The 19,690-nt window shown below is 73.0% G+C and carries 16 protein-coding genes; 12 read left to right on the top strand and 4 right to left on the bottom strand.

Annotated elements, in window-relative coordinates:
• Positions 1–21: 21 nt before the first annotated feature.
• Positions 22–993 (bottom strand): 2-phospho-L-lactate transferase, encoded by a 972-nt coding sequence (gene cofD / locus CHF15_RS04030; protein ID WP_089222226.1) that lies wholly within the window; start codon positions 991–993, stop codon positions 22–24.
• Between the two features lie 25 nt (positions 994–1,018).
• The gene (locus tag CHF15_RS04025; protein ID WP_089222225.1) at positions 1,019–1,528 is read right to left on the bottom strand and encodes a cysteine dioxygenase; all 510 of its coding nucleotides are present in this window, start codon (positions 1,526–1,528) and stop codon (positions 1,019–1,021) included.
• Between the two features lie 601 nt (positions 1,529–2,129).
• On the opposite strand from CHF15_RS04025, the gene CHF15_RS04020 reads away from it, so the two are divergent.
• The 3 genes from CHF15_RS04020 to CHF15_RS04010 all read left to right on the top strand — a co-directional run bounded on the left by CHF15_RS04020 (position 2,130) and on the right by CHF15_RS04010 (position 7,845).
• Complete coding sequence (locus CHF15_RS04020; RefSeq protein WP_018559705.1) at positions 2,130–2,393, top strand: WhiB family transcriptional regulator; 264 nt, start codon at positions 2,130–2,132, stop codon at positions 2,391–2,393.
• Between the two features lie 209 nt (positions 2,394–2,602).
• Complete coding sequence (locus CHF15_RS04015; protein WP_089222224.1) at positions 2,603–6,370, top strand: glycosyltransferase family 2 protein; 3,768 nt, start codon at positions 2,603–2,605, stop codon at positions 6,368–6,370.
• Complete coding sequence (locus CHF15_RS04010; protein WP_089222223.1) at positions 6,367–7,845, top strand: DUF5719 family protein; 1,479 nt, start codon at positions 6,367–6,369, stop codon at positions 7,843–7,845. Before CHF15_RS04015 ends, CHF15_RS04010 begins: the two co-directional genes overlap by 4 nt.
• Before the next feature lie 49 nt (positions 7,846–7,894).
• Here CHF15_RS04010 and CHF15_RS04005 read toward each other — a convergent pair whose 3' ends face one another.
• A complete protein-coding gene (locus tag CHF15_RS04005) occupies positions 7,895–8,347 on the bottom strand; it encodes a metallopeptidase family protein (protein ID WP_089222222.1) in 453 nt (150 codons plus the stop codon).
• A 302-nt stretch (positions 8,348–8,649) separates the two neighbouring features.
• Between CHF15_RS04005 and CHF15_RS04000 the strand changes: the two genes are divergently transcribed.
• The 8 genes from CHF15_RS04000 to CHF15_RS03965 all read left to right on the top strand — a co-directional run bounded on the left by CHF15_RS04000 (position 8,650) and on the right by CHF15_RS03965 (position 16,920).
• Positions 8,650–9,069, top strand: a complete 420-nt coding sequence (locus tag CHF15_RS04000; protein ID WP_078619945.1) for a DUF3499 domain-containing protein — start codon at positions 8,650–8,652, stop codon at positions 9,067–9,069.
• A gap of 140 nt (positions 9,070–9,209) precedes the next feature.
• Positions 9,210–10,568, top strand: coding sequence for a phosphomannomutase/phosphoglucomutase (locus CHF15_RS03995; protein WP_089222221.1), 1,359 nt, complete (start codon positions 9,210–9,212; stop codon positions 10,566–10,568).
• 179 nt (positions 10,569–10,747) lie between these two features.
• Complete coding sequence (locus tag CHF15_RS03990; RefSeq protein WP_089222220.1) at positions 10,748–10,927, top strand: Trm112 family protein; 180 nt, start codon at positions 10,748–10,750, stop codon at positions 10,925–10,927.
• 145 nt (positions 10,928–11,072) lie between these two features.
• On the top strand, positions 11,073–12,224 hold the full coding sequence (locus tag CHF15_RS03985; RefSeq protein WP_089222219.1) for an SIS domain-containing protein: 1,152 nt from the start codon (positions 11,073–11,075) through the stop codon (positions 12,222–12,224).
• A 4-nt stretch (positions 12,225–12,228) separates the two neighbouring features.
• Positions 12,229–13,437 (top strand): mannose-6-phosphate isomerase, class I, encoded by a 1,209-nt coding sequence (gene manA / locus CHF15_RS03980; RefSeq protein ID WP_089222218.1) that lies wholly within the window; start codon positions 12,229–12,231, stop codon positions 13,435–13,437.
• A 95-nt stretch (positions 13,438–13,532) separates the two neighbouring features.
• Complete coding sequence (locus CHF15_RS03975; protein ID WP_089222217.1) at positions 13,533–14,477, top strand: cation diffusion facilitator family transporter; 945 nt, start codon at positions 13,533–13,535, stop codon at positions 14,475–14,477.
• 238 nt (positions 14,478–14,715) lie between these two features.
• Positions 14,716–16,167 (top strand): adenosylhomocysteinase, encoded by a 1,452-nt coding sequence (ahcY, locus tag CHF15_RS03970; RefSeq protein ID WP_089222216.1) that lies wholly within the window; start codon positions 14,716–14,718, stop codon positions 16,165–16,167.
• A gap of 129 nt (positions 16,168–16,296) precedes the next feature.
• Positions 16,297–16,920 carry a hypothetical protein gene (locus CHF15_RS03965; protein ID WP_089222215.1) on the top strand — a complete coding sequence of 208 codons (624 nt, stop codon included), beginning with the start codon at positions 16,297–16,299 and terminating at the stop codon, positions 16,918–16,920.
• 25 nt (positions 16,921–16,945) lie between these two features.
• On the opposite strand, the gene CHF15_RS03960 is transcribed toward CHF15_RS03965, so the two are convergent.
• Entirely contained in the window at positions 16,946–17,953 is a 1,008-nt protein-coding gene (locus CHF15_RS03960) for an RDD family protein (RefSeq protein WP_179279655.1), read from the bottom strand.
• Positions 17,954–18,048: 95 nt separating this feature from the next.
• On the opposite strand from CHF15_RS03960, the gene CHF15_RS03955 reads away from it, so the two are divergent.
• Entirely contained in the window at positions 18,049–19,056 is a 1,008-nt protein-coding gene (locus CHF15_RS03955) for a stage II sporulation protein M (protein ID WP_089222214.1), read from the top strand.
• Positions 19,057–19,690: the final 634 nt, after the last annotated feature.

Below are 19,690 nucleotides of genomic sequence, written 5' to 3'. Positions count from 1 at the left end.
CCCACACGTGGTAGGAGACGGTCACGCCCGCACCTCCCCGGCCAGGGTCAGCGCCTCGCGGGCCATCGCGGTCGTGGCCGCCAGGTCCGTCATCATCAGGGGCACGGCCCGGCAGCGGATGCCCGCGGCCTCGACCTCCGCCACCGACCCGGCGTCGACGGTGTCGACCAGCCAGCCGTCCAGCAGCCCGGAGCCGTAGTGGGCGGCGACCGCCGCCGCCGTGGCCTCCACGCCGACCGCGGCCAGCACCTTGTCGGCCATGCCGCGCACCGGGGCGTCGCCGACGATGGGGGACAGGCCCACCACCGGCACGCCCGCCTCGGCGATCGCCTCGCGGATGCCGGGGACGGCCAGGATCGTGCCGACCGACACCACCGGGTTGGACGGCGGGAAGAGGATCACGTCCGCCTCGCCGATCGCCTCCAGCACGCCCGGCGCGGGCTTGGCGCCCTCCGCGCCGACCGGCAGCACCGCGTACGCCGGGACGGAGGCCCGCAGCCGCACCCAGTACTCCTGGAAGTGGACCGCCTTGCGCCCGCCGCCGGGGCCCGCGTCCGGGTCGTCCACGACGACGTGCGTCTCGATCCGGTCGTCGGTCATGGGGATCAGCCGTACGCCGGGCTTCCAGCGCGCGCACAGCGCCTCGGTGACGGCGCTGAGCGGGTAGCCCGCGCCGATCATCTGGGTGCGCACGATGTGGGTCGCGAAGTCGCGGTCGCCGAGACCGAACCACTCGGGCCCCACGCCGTAGGCGGCCAGTTCCTCCTTGACCGTGAAGGTCTCGTCGGCGCGGCCCCAGCCCTGTTCCTCGTGGATCCCGCCGCCGAGGGTGTACATGACGGTGTCCAGGTCGGGGCAGACCTTGAGGCCGAACAGGTGGATGTCGTCGCCGGTGTTGCCGATGACGGTGATGTCCGCCTCCGGTGCCGCCGCCTGCAGGCCGCGCAGGAAACGGGCTCCTCCGATGCCGCCGGCCAGTACCACGATTCGCATGCGGACAGTCTGACAGTCCGCCGCGTCAGCCGGTGAACGTCCCCTTCGCCGCCGGCTTCCCGGAGGTGCAGGCGTACGGGGTCATCTCCGTCAGGCCCGGGAAGTAGACGTGCAGGCTGACCGCGCCTTCGAGGGAGTCGTTGACCACCTCGTGGACGTAGCCGGGGGCGAACACCCGCTGGTGGCCCGGCAGGAGTGAACGGCGGGTCTCGCCGTTGCCGCCGAGGGCGCGCTCGGTGAGTTCGCCGTCGAGGACGGTCAGCACGCCCGAGGAGCGGCCGTGGTCGTGCAGCCCGCTGCCCTGGCCGGGCACCCAGCTGAGCAGCCAGACCTCGTACCCGGGTCCGGTCTCCAGGCGGTCGTACCAGCGGGTGGTGGCGTCGTAGCGGACGCGCGGCGCCCAACGGGCGCGGTCCGCCGCGATCGTGCGGGCCAGTCCGGCGAATTCCGCGACGGTGACGGGGTAGGCGGGAACCGGCGGGAGGAGGTGGGGGATGGCGAGGGGGTCGCCGGCGATCGAGACGTCGCTGTTCATGGGTGCGGGAGTTCCTACGGGATGAGGAGCGTCAGGCATGCGCATGAGGCTGTGCGGGCTGGGAAGTGTCCTTCGGACAGGTCCTTCAGCGGCAACAGCTGGAACAGCGACAGTGAGCTTCCACGGCACGACGGAACTCGCCGAGGCGGCAGGTCCGGGTGGGCGCGTGGGTCACTGGCATGCGCCCTAGCACACCGGGTCCCCGGCGGCCTGTCAACTTGATGTCGGGTTTGTCGTAAATCTTTCACCTGATCCGGCTATTCGGCATGGTGAAAGGTTTGTGCATAGAAGGCCCAGGAAAAGTGCCGACGCAACCACACGGGTACGCAGGAACGTCTCCTCGTGAAACGTCGTTGTGTTTTCGTGATCGCATCGTGATCGCCACCCCCGAGGGGCGTCGACCGCGGTTGACGTATGCGGACGTTTGGGCTGATTTGCACACTTTCTGTCAGGCCTTGGTTCCGCAGGGTGAATAACGGGCCCAATAGCAGATCTCGGCTTGACTGGCCCGTATCGGCACACTTGTAATTTCACTCGTGTCGTTCGACCGTCGCAGGTAACGGCAACATCACGGGGACGCGAAAACAGACGAGGGGCGCGCATGACCGAGCTGTTCCAGCTGTTGCTGGCCGAAGAGGCCGACGAAGAGCTCGGGTGGCAGGAGCGCGCGCTGTGCGCGCAGACCGATCCCGAGTCCTTCTTCCCCGAGAAGGGCGGCTCCACCCGCGAGGCCAAGAAGGTCTGCCTCGCCTGCGAGGTCCGTTCCGACTGCCTCGACTACGCCCTCGCCAACGACGAGCGCTTCGGCATCTGGGGCGGCCTGTCCGAGCGCGAGCGCCGGCGGCTGAAGAAGGGTGTCGTCTAGGGCCCGTCCCCGGCACCCGGCCGGCGACCGTACGGCAGCCCATGGGGTGATCGCACGGCGCCCGCCCGGTTCGCGTCCGTCACGGCAGGCTTCGTCGGTATATGTGCCCCGGACCCGGAAGGGCCGCCTCCCGCAACCGTTAGTGTGGGGGCCCGTCCGAGACGCCCAAGGCGTCGTCCGAAGTCCAGCGAACCGGGGCCCGAACCTCGATGTCCGTGAACAGTTCTGCCGGGACTCAATACGCCGCCCAGGCACCGGAGTTCCCGCGCCACGTCGTCACCGCCGTGCTCGTCGCCCACGACGGTGCCCGCTGGCTGCCCAACGCGCTCTCGGGCCTGGTCTCCCAGGACCGCCCGGTCCAGGACGTCATCGCCGCCGACACCGGCAGCGCCGACGACTCCGCCCGGCTGCTCGCCGAGAGCCTCGGCGACCACCGCGTCCTGCACCTCGCCCGCCGCAACGGCTTCGGCGCCGCCGTCGACGAGTGCGTGCGCGCCGCCGAGCCCCTGACCGCGGAGCAACTGCCCTACCTGGCGCGACGCAGCAGCTGGGACCCGGCCACCCGCACCTGGAACGACGACGCCTACGACGAGCCGGACCAGCCGCACGGCGAACCCGTGCAGTGGCTGTGGCTCCTGCACGACGACTGCGAGCCGGCCCCGGACGCCCTCCTCAACCTCCTGAGGGTCGCCGACGCCTCGCCCTCCGCCGCGATCATCGGCCCCAAGCTGCGCAGTTGGTACGACCGGCGCCAGCTGCTGGAGGTCGGCGTCTCCATCGCCCGCAGCGGCCGCCGCTGGACCGGGCTGGAGCGCCGCGAGCAGGACCAGGGCCAGCACGACCAGGTCCGCCAGGTGCTCTCGGTCTCCAGCGCCGGCATGCTGGTGCGCCGCGACGTGTGGGAGGACCTCGGCGGGTTCGACCGCCGGCTGCCCCTCATGCGCGACGACGTCGACTTCTGCTGGCGCGCCCAGTCCGCCGGCCACACCGTGCTCGTCGCCCCCGACGCCGTCCTGCGGCACGCCGAGGCGGCCTCCCGCGAGCGCCGCCCCGTCGACTGCGCCGGCCGCTCCGCCGTCAACCCGCACCGGGTCGACAAGGCGGGCGCCGTCTACACGCTGCTGGCCAACACCCGCGGCGTCCAGCTCCCGTACGTCTTCGCGCGCATCGTGCTCGGCACCGTGCTGCGTACCCTGGCCTACCTCGTCGGCAAGGTCCCCGGACAGGCCGTCGACGAGATCACCGGCCTGCTCTCGGTCCTGCTGCGCCCCGGCCGCCTCCTCGGCGCCCGCCACCGGCGCTCCCGGGCCGTCGTCCCGCCCTCCGAACTGCGGCCGCTCTTCCCGCCGCCCGGCGCGACCGTACGGGCCACCGTCGAGCAGGTCGTCAGCAACGTGTCCGGCCGCGCGGCCGCCGACGCCTCCTCCGCCGGACGTCACGGCGGCGGGCTGGAGTCCGGTCCCAGCGGTGGCGACGACGACGGCGAGTACATGGACGTCGAGCAGTTCGCGCTGCTCAAGCGCATCGCCCGGCAGCCCGCCCCGATGCTCTTCGCCGTCCTGCTGCTCTTCTCCCTGATCGCCTGCCGCGCGCTCCTCGGCGGCGGCGCCCTGTCCGGCGGCGCGCTGCTGCCCGCCGCCTCCGACGCCTCCGACCTGTGGGGCTCCTACCTCGGCGGCTGGCACTCCCTCGGCGCCGGCAGCACCGAGAGCGCGCCGCCCTACCTGGCGATCGTGGCCACCCTGTCGAGCATCCTGCTCGGCAGCTCCGGCCTCGCCCTGACCGTGCTCCTGGTCGCCTCGGTGCCGCTCGCGGGCCTCAGCGCCTACTTCGTGTCGCGGCCGCTGGTCGACTCGCGGCTGCTGCGCGCCTGGGGCGCCGTCGCGTACGCCTTCCTGCCCGCCGCCACCGGCGCCCTCGCCGGCGGCCGGCTCGGCACCGCCGTCCTGGCGATCCTGCTGCCGCTGATGGCCCGGGCCGCCGTCTCCGCCGCGGGCCTGCGGATCTCCGCCGACGCCGTCGAGCGCGGTCTGCGGCCCGGGTGGCGCGCGGCCTGGGCGGTCGCGCTGCTGCTGACGATCACCACCGCGTTCACCCCCATCACCTGGCTGATCGCCCTGGTGCTCGTCGGCGTCACCATCGCCACCCGCGTCGTACGGGGCCAGGGCCGGCTGCTCGTCCCGCTGGCCATGCGGGCCCTGGCCGTCCTCGGCGCCCCCCTGGTGGTGCTCGCGCCCTGGTCGCTCGGGCTGCTCACCCACCCCCGGCGCTTCCTGGACGAGGCCGGCCTGCCGTTCGGCGCCAAGTCGGCCACCGCCACCGACCTGCTCCTGATCAACCCCGGCGGCCCCGGCGCCGCCGGCGGCTTCCTGCTCGCGGGCATCGTGCTGGCGGCGCTGGCCGCACTGGTGCGCGCCGAACGCCGCTCGGCCATCGTCACCGCCTGGGCGGGCGCCTTGACCGGCCTGGTCTTCGCGGTCCTCGCCAACACCACGGCCTGGGCGGGCCCGGCCACCCTCGTCTACGGCTTCGCCCTGCTCGCCGCGGCCGCCGTCGGCGCCGAGGGCGCCAAGGAGCGGCTCGCCGCCTCCGGCTTCGGCTGGCGCCAGCCGGTCGCCGCGCTCGTCGCCCTGGCCGCCGTGCTCGCCCCGCTGGCCGCCGCCGTCGGCTGGATGGCCGGCGGTGCCGACGGCCCGCTGGAGCGCCGCGACCCGACCCAGGTGCCGGCCTTCGTCGCCGAGGAGAGCACCACCCGCGACCAGGCCCGCACCCTCGTCGTCTCGGGCACGCCCGCACACGTCTCGTACGCCCTGGTCCGCGGTGCCGGCGCCCGCCTCGGCGACGCCGAGATCGCCGCCGCGGACGGCGGCGACGCCCGGCTCGCCAAGATCGTCGGCAACCTCGTGGCCGGCTCCGGCGCCGACCAGGCCAGCCAGCTCGGCGGCTACGCCGTCCGCTACGTCCTCGTCCAGAGCGGCGCCCCGCGCGAGGTGAGCCGCACCCTCGACAGCACGCCGGGCCTGTCCCGGCTCAGCCAGGACGACGGCAGCGCCCTGTGGCGGGTGGACGACGACGTCGCGCGCATCACGATCGTCGAGCCCTCGGGCAACGGCGAGGACGCCGCCTCCGGCGAGGACGGCGGCACCGGTGAGGACGCCGACACCCCCGCCGGCCCCGTGACCGTCGCCTCCGGCAAGGTCGAGGCCCACACCACCATCCCGGCCGGCACCGACGGCCGTGTGCTGCGCCTCGCCGACCGCGCCGCCCCCGGCTGGACCGCCACCCTCGACGGCAAGGAGCTCACCGCCACCACCGTCGACGGCTGGGCCCAGGGCTTCCGGCTCCCGAGCAGCGGCGGCCGGCTCGACCTCGTCTACGACGACCCGTTCACGCACACCGTGTGGCTGTGGGTCCAGGGCTTCCTCGGCCTGGTGCTCGTCGTCATGGCCCTGCCGGGCCGGCGCCGCGAGGTCGACGACGACCTGCCCGACGCGGAGGCCGTGCCCGTGGCGGCGGCCGCCGCCGACATCCCGGCGCAGGACGGCGGCGACGGCCGCCGCGCCCGCCGGCTGCGCGCCGCCGCCGAGGCCGAGGGCGAGGCGGACGACGCCCCCGCCGAGACCCGGGCCGCCGAGCCCGAGCACCCGGAGCAGGCCGAGTACGCGCAGTACGCCGAGTACGACCCGTACGCCGCCGCCCCCCAGCAGGACGACCCGTACGGCCAGGAGCAGTGGGCCGCGGAGTACCAGAGCAGCTACGGCTACGAGCAGCCCGCCCAGCCGCAGGAGCAGGTCTACGACCCGTACGGCTACGGGGAGCAGGCCCAGCAGCCCGGCTACGACCGGCAGGGCTACGAGCAGGGCCGGCAGCCGCAGCAGCCCCAGGGCTACGACGCCTCGTACGCCCCCTACGGCACCTACGACACGGACGCGTACGACTCGGACGGCTACCGCCGCGACGGGAGCAACCAGCAGTGAACCGCAGCACCCTCTCCCTGATCGGCGTCACCGCCGCCCTGGCCGCGGTCGCCGGCGTCGCCACCGTCACCGGCGCGGGCACCCCCGACGCGGCGCCCGCCGTGAGCGCGGCGCGGCTGCCCGTCGAGCGGTCCACGCTGGCCTGCCCGGCGCCGTCGGACTCCGATTTCGCCTCGACCACGTACACCGCGTTCACGCCCAAGGGCGACTCCGCCGGCTCGGGCGGCACCGCCGCCCTGCTGGCCGCCGCAGGCCAGGACGGCAAGGCCGCCAAGCGCAAGCCGGTGGCACCGCTGAAGGAGGCCGGCAAGCCGGTCACCGCGGTCACCGAGTCCGCCGACGCGCCCGCCCTCATCGGTACCGCCGACGGGGCGCTCGCCCCCGGCTGGACCGTGCAGCAGACCACGGTCGTCGACGCCGGCCCGGCCCGGGCGGTGCTCGGCACCTCCTGCGCGGTGCCCGACAGCGAGTTCTGGTTCCCCGCGGTCAGCACCGGCGCCGACCGGCAGGACTACGTCCACCTCACCAACCCGGACGAGAACTCCGCCGTCGTCGACCTCCGGCTCTACGGCGACAAGGGCGAGGTCAAGACCACCACCACCGACGGCATCACGGTGCCGCCGGGCGCGACCGTCCCCGTCCTGCTCTCCACGCTCACCACGGAGAAGTCCGACGCCCTCACCCTGCACGTCAGCGCCCGCAGCGGCCGGGTCGGCGCCACCGTCGAGGCCGAGGACGCCAAGGCCGGCGGCGACTGGCTGCCCGCCTCGACCGACCCCGCCCCCGAGGCCGTCATGCCCGGCATCCCCGGCGACGCCTCCGACGTGCGCCTGGTGGTCTTCGCGACCGGCGACAGCGACGCCGACCTGAAACTGCGGCTCGCCTCCTCGGGCGGTGAGATCACCCCCGCCGGGCACGAGACCGTCCACGTCAAGAGCGGTATGACCAGCGCCGTCGACCTCGGCGACCTCACCAAGGGCGAGGCCGGCTCACTCGTGCTGAGCCCGACCGACCCCTCAGACAAGGCCCCTGTCGTCGCCGCCCTGCGGATCACCCGCGGCAAGGGCGCCGGCCAGGAGACCGCCTTCCTGCCCGCCACCGCTCCCGTCGGCGACCGCGCCAGCGCCGCCGACAACCGCACCAAGGGCTCGACGCTCGCGCTCACCGCGCCGGAGGGTGACGCCACCGTGCGCGTCGTCACCTCCGCCTCGACGAAGGGCGGCGAGCCCGTGACCAAGAACGTCCCGGTCAAGCGCGGTACGACGGTGGTCCTGTCGCCGCCCGCCCCCTCGGAGGGCAAGGGCGCCTTCGCCGTCACGGTGGAGCCCGCCTCGGGCGGCCCCGTCTACGCCTCCCGGATGCTCGCCCTGCCGGAGGGCGGCGTCCCCATGTTCACCATCCAGGCGATGCCGGACGACCGCGGTCTGGTCGCCGTCCCGGAGTCCGAAGAGGATCTGTCCATCCTGAACCGCTGACGGTTCCCGTGCGGCGGCCCCGGGCGGCCGCACGCCGGTGCGGGGAGGCCTAGCCCTCCCCGTACCGGGGGTCGACGTTCTCCGGCGACAGCCCGAGCAGCTCGGCCACCTGCTCCACGACCACGTCGTGCACCAGCAGGGCCCGCTCCTCGCGGCTCTTGGCCCGGATCTCCACCGGCCGCCGGTACACCACGATGCGGTGCGGGTCGCCCTTCTGCCCGCCGAGCAGGCGGCCCAGCGGCACCCCGTCGTCGAACCGGCCGTCGGCCGCGGCGCCGTCGGCACCGTTCGGCGGCCAGGGCACCTCCTGCACCGCGAACTCCACGTCCGCCAGTTGCGGCCAGCGCCGTTCGAGCCGGTCCGCCGCGTCGCGCACCAGGTCGTCGAACGCGTCGGCGCGGGTGCGTGCCAGGGGCACCTGCGGGGGCGCGATGGGGCCGCGCATGCCGCGGCCGTGTCGGTCGCGGCGGCGCTGGCGCGGTGCGGGCGAAGGGGTGTCCATCACCTCTGAGAGTAGCCGTCGGGAGCCCCGGTTATGCGGCTCCGTGACCGCTGCCACCACCACGGGGGACGAGGACCGGACATCCCCGTCGATGTCGCAGAATGTACGGTCGCCCACCCCCTGCGCCCGCCGGATTTCCCTGCCCCGACCGCTTCGCTGATCGCTCTTGGCATCATTTGTGACGTTTGGTGATCGGGGCTGCCCGAGGGGCGCCCGCACATTTCCGGCCCTTTGCAGGTCAGGTGTGTTGGGCGCAGGTCGGACCTTCCCGGCCAACCCGGACGACACGACGGGGTGAGCTCCTGGGGAGTCGTCGCGGCCCGCTCAAGAGTGCGGTACCGTCCAACGTCGTGAGCCTTGTACGTCGCTGTTCGCGCACCGCGTGTGGCCGTCCCGCCGTCGCGACGCTGACGTACGTCTACGCGGACTCGACCGCCGTCCTCGGACCGCTCGCCACCTACGCGGAACCCCACTGCTACGACCTGTGCTCCGAGCACTCCGAGCGCCTCACCGCCCCCCGCGGCTGGGAGGTCGTACGGCTCGCCACCGACACCGGCCCCACCCGCCCCAGCGGCGACGACCTCGAGGCGCTCGCCAACGCCGTGCGCGAGGCCGCCCGCCCCCAGGAACGCGAGGGCAACGGCACCAACGGCCGCGGCGGCGACCCCATGGAGATCGCCCGCCGCGGGCACCTGCGCGTCCTGCGCTCGCCCGATTCCTGACCGGCGCCCCCTCCGCTACCACCCGTCCCGGGCCCTCGCGTGCCCCGGGCTCCTCGTCGGCCCGTTCGGATCCGCCCGGTAGGTTGGCTCTTGCCACGATCCATCCACCGGCAACCGGATTCCAGAGCGGAGCACATGCGGTGACCGACCTCTCCCAGCTCGTGAAGGCGTACGACGTCCGCGGAGTCGTCCCCGACCAATGGGGCGAGCCGCTCGCCGAGCTCTTCGGCGCGGCCTTCGTGACCGTGACCGGCGCCGACGCGATCGTGACGGGCCACGACATGCGGCCCTCCTCGCCCGGCCTGTCCCGGGCCTTCGCCCGCGGCGCGGCCTCGCGCGGTGCCAAGGTCACCGAGATCGGCCTCTGCTCCACCGACCAGCTGTACTTCGCCAGCGGCAAGCTCGGCCTGCCCGGCGCGATGTTCACCGCCAGCCACAACCCGGCGCAGTACAACGGCATCAAGATGTGCCGCGCCGGCGCCGCCCCCGTCGGACAGAACACCGGCCTCGCCGAGATCCGCGAACTGGTCGAGCAATGGTCCGAGACCGGCCTCCCGGCGAGCGACGCCACGCCCGGCGAGGTCACCGCGCACGACATGCTCGCCGACTACGCCACCCACCTGCGCACCCTGGTGGACCTCGGTTCCATCCGGCACCTCAAGGTCGTCGTCGACGCCGGCAACGGCATGGGCGGGCACACCGTCCCCACCGTCTTCGACGGGCTGCCCCTCGACCTCGTCCCGATGTACTTCGAGCTCGACGGCACCTTCCCCAACCACGAGGCCAACCCCCTCGACCCCAAGAACATCGTCGACCTGCAGGAGAAGGTGCGCGAGACCGGCGCCGACATCGGCATCGCCTTCGACGGCGACGCCGACCGCTGCTTCGTCGTCGACGAGCGAGGCGAGCCCGTCTCCCCGTCCGCGATCACCGCCCTGGTCGCCGCCCGCGAACTGGCCAAGCACCCCGGCTCCACCGTCATCCACAACCTGATCACCTCGTGGACCGTGCCCGAGGTCGTCAAGGAGCACGGCGGGACGCCCGTCCGCACCCGCGTCGGCCACTCCTTCATCAAGCAGGAGATGGCCCGCACCGGCGCCGTCTTCGGCGGCGAGCACTCCGCGCACTACTACTTCCGCGACTTCTGGAACGCCGACACCGGCATGCTCGCCGCGCTCCACGTCCTCGCCGCCCTCGGCGGCCAGGACGGCACGCTGTCCGCGCTCGTCGCCGAGTACGACCGCTACGCCGCCTCCGGCGAGATCAACACCGCCGTCGACGACCAGGCCGGCCGCACCGCCGCCGTCCGCGCCGCCTACGCCGACCGCCCGGGCACCGAAACCGACGAGCTCGACGGCCTCACGGTCACCGGCGACGGCTGGTGGTTCAATCTCCGCCCCTCCAACACCGAGCCGCTGCTGCGCCTCAACGTGGAGGCCCGCGACGCCGGACTCATGGCCGATGTCCGCGACGAGGTCCTCGCCATCGTCCGCGCCTGAGCGCCACCCCGCCGGAGGAGCCACGCAGCACCCCTCCGGCGGGGACCGGGGGCACCCGACGCGGTCACGCGGGCCGGGGCCCCCGGCGATAGGCTGAATCAGCCGGTCCGCACGCGCCCGCCCACACGGCGGACGCCCGGAAACCACGACGACACCACGACCACTGGGGAGACGCCACCATGCCGCTCGTCGAAGCCAGCCTCCTGGAGATCCTCGCCTGCCCCGCCTGCCACGCGCCGCTGCGCGAGGACGTCGAGGCCACCGAGCTCGCCTGCACCTCCGCCGACTGCGGCCTGGCCTACCCCGTGCGCGACGACATCCCCGTCCTCCTCGTCGACGAGGCCCGCCGCCCCGCGTAACGCGACCGGGCCGCCCGGCACGCCGCGCCCGACCGGCCTCCACCCGGCAGCCCCCCGCACGCACCGCCGGCGCGGCACGGGCACCCGTACCGCACGGCGCCCCGCGACACCCGACACGACCGGACCGGACCGGAGGACACCCCCGATGCTGGACGAGACGCTGCTCGACGACCCCGACGCCCTCGCCCGCGCCGACACCCGCGGCCTCCTCCTCGGCGTCGCCGCCGCCGGCGCCCGCGTCCGCACCGCCGCCCGCCTCGCCCAGGAAGCGGGCGTCAGCGGACTCAAGCCCGACGGCCGCCCCCGGAGCGTCCTCGTCGCCGGCCCCGGCGCCGTCGCCGTCACCGCCGTCGCCGAACTCCTCGGCGCCCTCGGCAACAGCGGCGGGCCCGTGCTGTCTCTGCACCCCACCGGCCCCGCCCCGTACGACCTGCGGTGGACCCTCCCCGGCTGGGCCGGCCCCCTCGACCTGCTGCTCATCGCCAGCCCCGCCGGCACCGAGGCGGGCCTGGCCGACCTCATCGAGCAGGCCTACCGCCGCGGTTGCACCGCCGCCGCCGTCGTCCCCGCCGGCTCACCCATCGCCGAGGCGATCCAGCAGGTGCGCGGCATGGTCCTGCCGTACGCCCCCGCCCCCGACCCCGCATCCGTCGCGGGCGTCCTGGGCGAGGCCGCCGACCCCGCCGAGGACCTCGGCGCCTTCTGGGCCCTGCTCACCCCGCTGCTCGCCCTCGGCGACCGCATCGGCCTGCTCGCCGCCCCGCCGGACGCCGTCGAGCGCGTCGCCGACCGCCTCGACGACGTCGCCGCCCGCTGCGGCCCCGCAACGGCCACCTACAGCAACCCCGCCAAGGCACTCGCCTCCGAACTCGCCGAATCCCTCCCGGTGATGTGGAGCGACGGGCCTGTCGCCTCCGTCGCCGCGCGGCGCTTCGCCGCGGCCATCGCCGCCCGCGCCGGCCGCCCCGCCCTGCACGGCGAACTCCCCGAGGCACTCGACACCCACGGCGCGCTGCTCGCCGGCTCCCTGGCCGGCGCCCTCGACCCCGAGGACTTCTTCCGCGACCGCGTCGACGAGCCCGAGGACCTGCGCCTGCGCGTCGTGCTCCTGCACCGCACCGGCAACGGCGCCGCGAGCTCCGCCCCGCTCGCCCGCGAACTCGCCACCACCCACGACACCCCGATGAGCGAACTCGCCCCCGCAGAGGGGGGCGACCTGGAATCCGCCGTCGAACTCCTCGCCGTCACGGATTTCGCCTCCGTTTACCTCGCCATCACCTCCACCGGGAGATCATGACCGCATGGACCGCCTGACCAACACCATCCGCCCGTACGCCTGGGGATCCACCACGGCCATCCCCGAACTGCTCGGCACCACCCCCACGGGCGAGCCGCAGGCCGAACTCTGGATGGGCGCCCACCCCGGCGCCCCGTCCCGCATCGACCGCGGCAACGGTCCGGTCCCGCTCGACCAGGTCATCGCCGCCGACCCCGGCCGCGAACTCGGCACCCCCGCCGTCGAACGCTTCGGCCCCCGGCTGCCCTTCCTGCTCAAGCTCCTCGCCGCCGGCTCCCCCCTCTCCCTGCAGGTGCACCCCGACCTCGCCCAGGCCGGCGCCGGCTTCGCCGACGAAGAGGCCCGCGGCATCCCCGTCGACGCCCCGCACCGCAACTACAAGGACGCCAACCACAAGCCGGAGATGATCGTCGCGCTCACCCCCTTCGAGGGACTGTGCGGCTTCCGCCACCCCGAGGAGACCGCGGCCCTCCTCACCGGCCTCGGCGTCGACTCCCTCAAGCCGTACGCCGACCTCCTGCGCGCCCACCCCGAGGAGGCCGCGCTCCGCGAGGTCCTCACCGCCGTGCTCGGAGCCGAACGCGACGCCATGGCAGGCACGGTGGACGAAGCCACCGAGGCCGCCGGCCGCCTCGCCGCCGAGGGCGGACCGCACGCCGACGCGTACGCCGCCTACGCCGCCATCGCCCACGCCTACCCGGGCGACCCCGGCGTCATCGCCGCCATGCTCCTCAACCACGTCCGGCTCCAGCCCGGCGAAGCGCTGTTCCTCGGCGCCGGAATACCCCACGCCTACCTCAGCGGCCTCGGCGTCGAGATCATGGCCAACTCCGACAACGTGCTGCGCTGCGGCCTCACCCCCAAGCACGTCGACATCCCCGAACTGCTGCGCATCGTCCGCTTCCAGGCCGGCGACGCGGGGGTCCTGCGCCCCGAGGCGTCCCCCGACGGCGAGGAGCTCTACGGCACCCCCATCGACGAGTTCCGGCTCTCCCGCTACTCGCTCGCCGCCGGCGCCGCCCCCCGCACCCCGCACGACCGCACCGCCCAGATCCTGCTCTGCACCGAGGGCACCGCCACCGTGCGCACGCCCGGTGACCCCGCGGCACCGCAACTCACCCTGGAGCGGGGCCAGTCCGCCTACGTTCCCGCAGGCGAGAAGGTCGAACTCACCGGCGAGGGAACCGTCTTCCGGGCCACCGTGGTGGCCTGACGCACCACGCGAACCACGGCCTGCAAGAATGTCCCGCCGTAACGCCGTAAAGACCGGGCAAAGAGCAGGGCCGAGGGAAGGGACCACCAGCACCTATGAGCGCGTCAGGCGGAACCAAGGCGATCGTCGCCGCATTGGGCGCCAACCTCGCCATCGCGGTGAGCAAGTTCGTGGCGTTCGCCTTCAGCGGCTCCTCGTCCATGCTCGCCGAGGGCGTGCACTCGGTGGCCGACTCGGGCAACCAGGCGCTGCTCCTGCTCGGCGGCAAGAAGGCCCAGAAGAAGGCCACCGAGGAACACCCCTTCGGCTTCGGCCGTGAACGGTACATCTACGGCTTCCTCGTCTCCATCGTGCTGTTCACCATCGGTGGCGTCTTCGCCCTGTACGAGGGCTACGAGAAGATCCAGCACCCCCACGAGATCGAGCACTGGTACTGGCCCATCGGTGTCCTGGTCTTCGCGATCATCGCCGAGGGCTTCTCCTTCCGCACCGCCATCAATGAGTCCAACGCGGTCCGCGGCAAGCAGAGCTGGAGCCAGTTCATCCGCACCGCCAAGGCCCCCGAGCTCCCCGTCGTCCTCCTCGAGGACCTCGGCGCCCTCGTCGGCCTCGTGCTCGCCCTCATCGGTGTCGGCCTGTCCCTGCTCACCGGCGACGGCATCTGGGACGGCATCGGCACCCTCTGCATCGGCGTCCTCCTCGTGGTCATCGCGCTCGTCCTCGCCTCCGAGACCAAGTCGCTGCTCCTCGGCGAGGCGGCCGGCCCCGAGGTCGTCGCCCGCATCCGCGAGGCCATCGTCGACGGCGACAGCGTCACCCGCGTGATCCACATGCGGACCCTGCACCTCGGCCCCGACGAACTCCTCGTCGCCGCCAAGATCGCCGTCGACCTCGACGACACCGCCACCGAGGTCGCCCGCGCCATCGACGCCGCCGAGGCCCGCATCCGCGAGGCCGAGCCCATCGCCCGCGTCATCTACCTCGAACCGGACATCTACCGCGAGCAGCCGGCCGCCCCCGCCGCCCCCGCGACGGACTGACCCCCTTCACACCACCTCCACGCACCTTCCGGACGCGCCCGGCCACTCGGTGTAGATTCGTCCCTAGCCAGACGTCGCTGCTGATGGCGGTCGGGCGGTCCGGAAACGGACCGGCCGAGGGAGAGAGGGCCTCCGACGGGCTGAGCTGCGGTCGAGGGAGACGTATGTCCGCATGCCTCCCCCCGCCCCGCAGCGGAAAGCCGATGTCCGTTCTGGAAGCACCCCACGAGGAGACTGCATGTCCCCCGTCACCAACGACTTCAAGGTCGCCGACCTCTCCCTGGCCGCCTTCGGCCGCAAGGAGATCACCCTCGCCGAGCACGAGATGCCCGGCCTCATGGCCATCCGCGAGGAGTACGCGGCCTCCCAGCCGCTGGCCGGCGCCCGCATCACCGGCTCCCTGCACATGACCGTGCAGACCGCCGTCCTCATCGAGACCCTCGCCGCCCTCGGCGCCCAGGTCCGCTGGGCCTCCTGCAACATCTTCTCCACGCAGGACCACGCCGCCGCGGCCATCGCCGTCGGCCCCAACGGCACCCCCGAGAACCCGCAGGGCATCCCCGTCTTCGCCTGGAAGGGCGAGACCCTCGCCGAGTACTGGTGGTGCACGGAGCAGGCCCTCACCTGGCCCGACGTGCCCACCGGCGGCCCGAACATGATCCTCGACGACGGCGGCGACGCCACCCTCCTGGTCCACAAGGGCGTCGAGTTCGAGAAGGCCGGCCAGGCCCCCGACCCCTCCACCGCCGACAGCGAGGAGTACGAGCAGATCCTGCTGCTCCTCAACCGCACCCTCGGCGAGAACCCCCAGAAGTGGACCCAGCTCTCCTCCGAGATCCGCGGCGTCACCGAGGAGACCACCACCGGCGTCCACCGCCTGTACGAGATGCAGCGCGACGGCACCCTGCTCTTCCCGGCGATCAACGTCAACGACGCCGTCACCAAGTCGAAGTTCGACAACAAGTACGGCTGCCGCCACTCCCTCATCGACGGCATCAACCGCGCCACCGACGTCCTCATCGGCGGCAAGGTCGCCGTCGTCTGCGGCTACGGCGACGTCGGCAAGGGCTGCGCCGAGTCGCTGCGCGGCCAGGGCGCCCGCGTCATCGTCACCGAGATCGACCCCATCAACGCCCTCCAGGCCGCGATGGACGGCTACCAGGTCACCGTGCTCGAGGACGTCGTCGAGACCGCCGACATCTTCGTCACCACCACCGGCAACCGCGACATCATCCTCGCCGAGCACATGCAGCGCATGAAGCACCAGGCGATCGTCGGCAACATCGGCCACTTCGACAACGAGATCGACATGGCCGGCCTCGCCAAGATCCCCGGCATCGTCAAGGACGAGGTCAAGCCCCAGGTCCACACCTGGACCTTCTCCGACGGCAAGGTCCTGATCGTGCTGTCCGAGGGCCGCCTGCTCAACCTGGGCAACGCCACCGGCCACCCCTCGTTCGTGATGTCCAACTCCTTCTCGGACCAGACCCTGGCCCAGATCGAGCTGTTCACCAAGCCCGAGGAGTACCCGATCGGCGTCTACGTCCTCCCCAAGCACCTGGACGAGAAGGTCGCCCGGCTCCACCTCGACGCCCTCGGCGTCAAGCTCACCACCCTGCGCCCGGAGCAGGCCTCCTACATCGGCGTTCCGGTCGAGGGCCCCTACAAGCCGGACCACTACCGCTACTGACGCCGCCCGGGCCGCCCGCACGACAGCGCGCCCCCGGCCCCGCAGGCAGCACAAGAGCCACCCCGCAGGCCCCCGCCCCCGGCGGGGGCCTGCCCCGTCGGGCCCCGGCCCGCTTTGTAAGGTCGAACCATGCCCCGCGGCCGCTACTCGTTCCACGACACCCACGACCACACCCCCCTCGGCGAAGAACACTTCCACTGCGCCACCGGCCCCACCGGCTGGCGCTACACCGCCCAGAACACCCACCCCGACGGCGGCCACGCCGGCTCCGTCGACCTCACCATCGACGAACTCGGCCGCCCCATCCGCCTCGAACTGCACGCGGCGGGCTGGCAGGTCCGCGGCGCCGCTCTCGACGGTCTCACCTGGGTCCGCACCGACCCCTCCGGCGAAGACGCTCAGGAGGGCAACGTCCCCGCCCACGCCTTCACCGGCGGGTCACCCGCGTTCTACATCGCCACCGCGCGGCTGCTCCGCCTGCGTCCCGGCTCCCCGGCCACCCGCGTACGCCTCGTCGCATTCCAGCCCCCCGTGCTCGCACCCCGCACCCTCGACCAGTCGTGGGCACTGATCAAGAGCGAAGCACACCCCACTGACAACGCCCCGCTGCTCGTGGACGAATACCAGGTCAACGACCTGGAGACCGGTGAACAGCACACCGTCCACATCGCCGGCGACGTCGTCCTCTCCGCCCCGGGCATCGAACTCGAGGACCTCGAGTCACCCCCGTCCCGGTTCCCCACGGCGGACTGACCCGGCCGCAGGCACCGGCGGCCCCTCAAGCCGGAGGCGCGAAGCCCGTCGACGAGGACGACGGCGAGGACGAGGAGGGAGAGGAGGAGGGAGACGGAGGCACCGGCGCCTGCGGGGCATCTCCTCCCCCCACGGGCGGCACCGCCTCCACCCGCGCCCCGCCGTCCGCACCGGGCGTCACCCAGCCCACCGGCGGCGGCACGATCCCCCCGCCCTTCCCCTGCTGCGCGACCCCGTCGACCGGGACATCGACCGGAGCGCCGAACACCCGGCGGGCGTCCCGGCCCTGCCGCTCCGCGACCACCGCCGCCAGGAACGCCGCGGGCGGCGTTCCCTCCGGCACCGGCGCCCCCGTGCACGCCACCACGTCCCCCGCGAGCCGCTCCGCCATCGACCACCCCACCTGCGGATCCAGCTGGTGCACTCGCGACAGGTACTGCCGCACCGCCAGCCACAGCCCCTCCGGCACGGCCGACAGGTCCACCCCCGCCAACTGCCCCGCCAGCCACGGTGGCGCGGGCGGCAACGGCCGTGCCGCCCGCGGCACCGGAATCCGCTCCCGCACCACCAGCGTCCCCGCGAACACGTCCCCGACCCGCCGCCCGCGCGCCGACACCAGCGAGGCGATGCACGCGATCACCCCGAGGAACATCTGGATCTCCACGACCCCGACCGCCCCCCGCACCAGCGCGTGCCGGAACCGGATCGGCCCGCCGTCGTCGCGCACCACCCGCAACCCGCAGGCCAGCTTCCCCAGCGACCGCCCCCGCGTCAGCGTCTCCACCGCGATCGGCACCCCGATCAGCACCAGCAGCAACGAGGCCACGTACACCGCGGCGATCGCCGCGTCGTCCATCGACGCCGTCGCCACCGCCAGCACGATCGAGACGACCAGATAACCGCCGATGTACACGACCCCGTCCAGCGCCGCCGCCAGAGCCCGGCTCGGCAGCTTCGCCGTATGCAACCCCAGCTCGACGGCCTCACCCGTCACCAGACGCCCGGCACCGTCCGCCGCGCTCGCCTCACCCATGCGGGAACCCTCCTCCTGCCCACCCCGGACCCGGAGCGCCCAGTCTGCCCCTTCTGCCAAGCTGGGACCTCCCCGGCCAGCCAGGAGCAGCGCCCATGGACCTCGACGTCTTCGCAGCCGCCCACCGCCACGAGTGGGACCGGCTCGACGCCCTGCTGCGCCGGCGTCGGCGCCTCACGGGGGAGGAGGCCGACGAACTCGTCACCCTCTACCAGCGCGCCGCCACCCACCTCTCCCTCGTCCAGTCCAGCGCCCCCGACCCCGCACTCGTCGGACGCCTCACCACCCTCGTCGCCCGCGCCCGCAGCGCCGTCACCGGTGCCCGCACCCCCGGCTGGCGCGACGCGGCCCTCTTCTTCACCCGTGTCTTCCCCGCCGCGGTGTACCGCTCCCGCCACTGGTGGGTCCCCACCGCACTCCTCTCCACCGCGGTCGCCGCGCTCATCGGCTGGTGGGTCGCCACCCACCCCGAGGTCCAGTCCGCCATCGCCGCCCCCGAAGAACTGCGCGCGCTCACCCGCCCCGGCGGCGAGTACGAGACCTACTACTCCAGTCACCCCGCCACCTCCTTCGCGGCCCAGGTCTGGACGAACAACGCCATGGCCGCCGGCTACTGCCTCGTCCTCGGCGTCTTCCTCGGGCTCCCGGTTCTCTACGTCCTGTTCGAGAACATGGTCAACCTCGGTCTCGGCCTCGGTCTCATGGGCTCCGCGGGCCGCCTCGACACGTTCCTGGGGCTGATCCTCCCGCACGGCCTTCTCGAACTGACCGCCGTCTTCGTCGCCGCTGGCACAGGACTCCGTCTCGGCTGGACCGTCATCGACCCCGGTCCCCGTCCGCGCCGGACGGCCCTCGCCGAGGAGGGCCGGGCCGCCATCGGGATGGCCATCGGCCTCGCCGCCGTCCTCTTCGTCTCCGGCGCGCTCGAAGCCTTCGTGACCCCCTCCGGCCTCCCCACCTGGGCCCGCATCGGTATCGGCGTCACCGCCGAGCTGCTGTTCCTCGTCTACGTCTTCGTCGTCGGGCGCCGCGCCGCCCTCGCGGGCGAGACGGGCGACCTGGAGCGGGGCGACCGGAGCGACGTCCTGCCCACGGCGGCATGACCCGTACGGCCGATGCCGACGATGTGCGTCGGGGGCGGCTGACCTGCTAGCCTCCTCTTCGCCCCAAGACACCCGTTGACACGGGTGGCGAGGGGAGGTAGATTTGAGCAGTTGCCCCGAACTGGACACGTTCGAGGGTCTGCGGCTAGGATCTAGCCCGCTTCGAAAGACTATCGATCGCATCGCACCTCTCGGAAAGAACTTTCCGAGTGGTCTTTTGCGTCGCTATTCACGGAGGCGAAACCCGGACGGTAATCGGACCCGAAAGAGTCTGATAAAGTCTGGAACGTCGAAAGGCGAAAGCCGGAAGACAAAAACCCCGCTCCAGCAGGGGGCCGGAAACGAAGAGCGGAAACGCGAAACGGATCTGGTAAGGTTGGAGACAACGAAGGGAAAGCCCGGAGGGGCCGGTGAAACGGTCTCGAAGGAAGCTTCCGTTCCTTGAGAACTCAACAGCGTGCCAAAAGTCAACGCCAGATATGTTGATACCCCGTCCATCCGTTCGGATGGTCGAGGTTCCTTTGAAGAAATACACAGCGAGGACGCTGGGCACGTCGGGATTATTCCTCCCGATGGTGCCGCTCTCGTGAAGACATTCACGGAGAGTTTGATCCTGGCTCAGGACGAACGCTGG

Source organism: Actinacidiphila glaucinigra (assembly GCF_900188405.1).
Taxonomy (GTDB): domain Bacteria; phylum Actinomycetota; class Actinomycetes; order Streptomycetales; family Streptomycetaceae; genus Actinacidiphila; species Actinacidiphila glaucinigra.
Note: the sequence above shows the minus strand (reverse complement) of the source record. Positions and strands in the feature narration are given on the sequence as shown.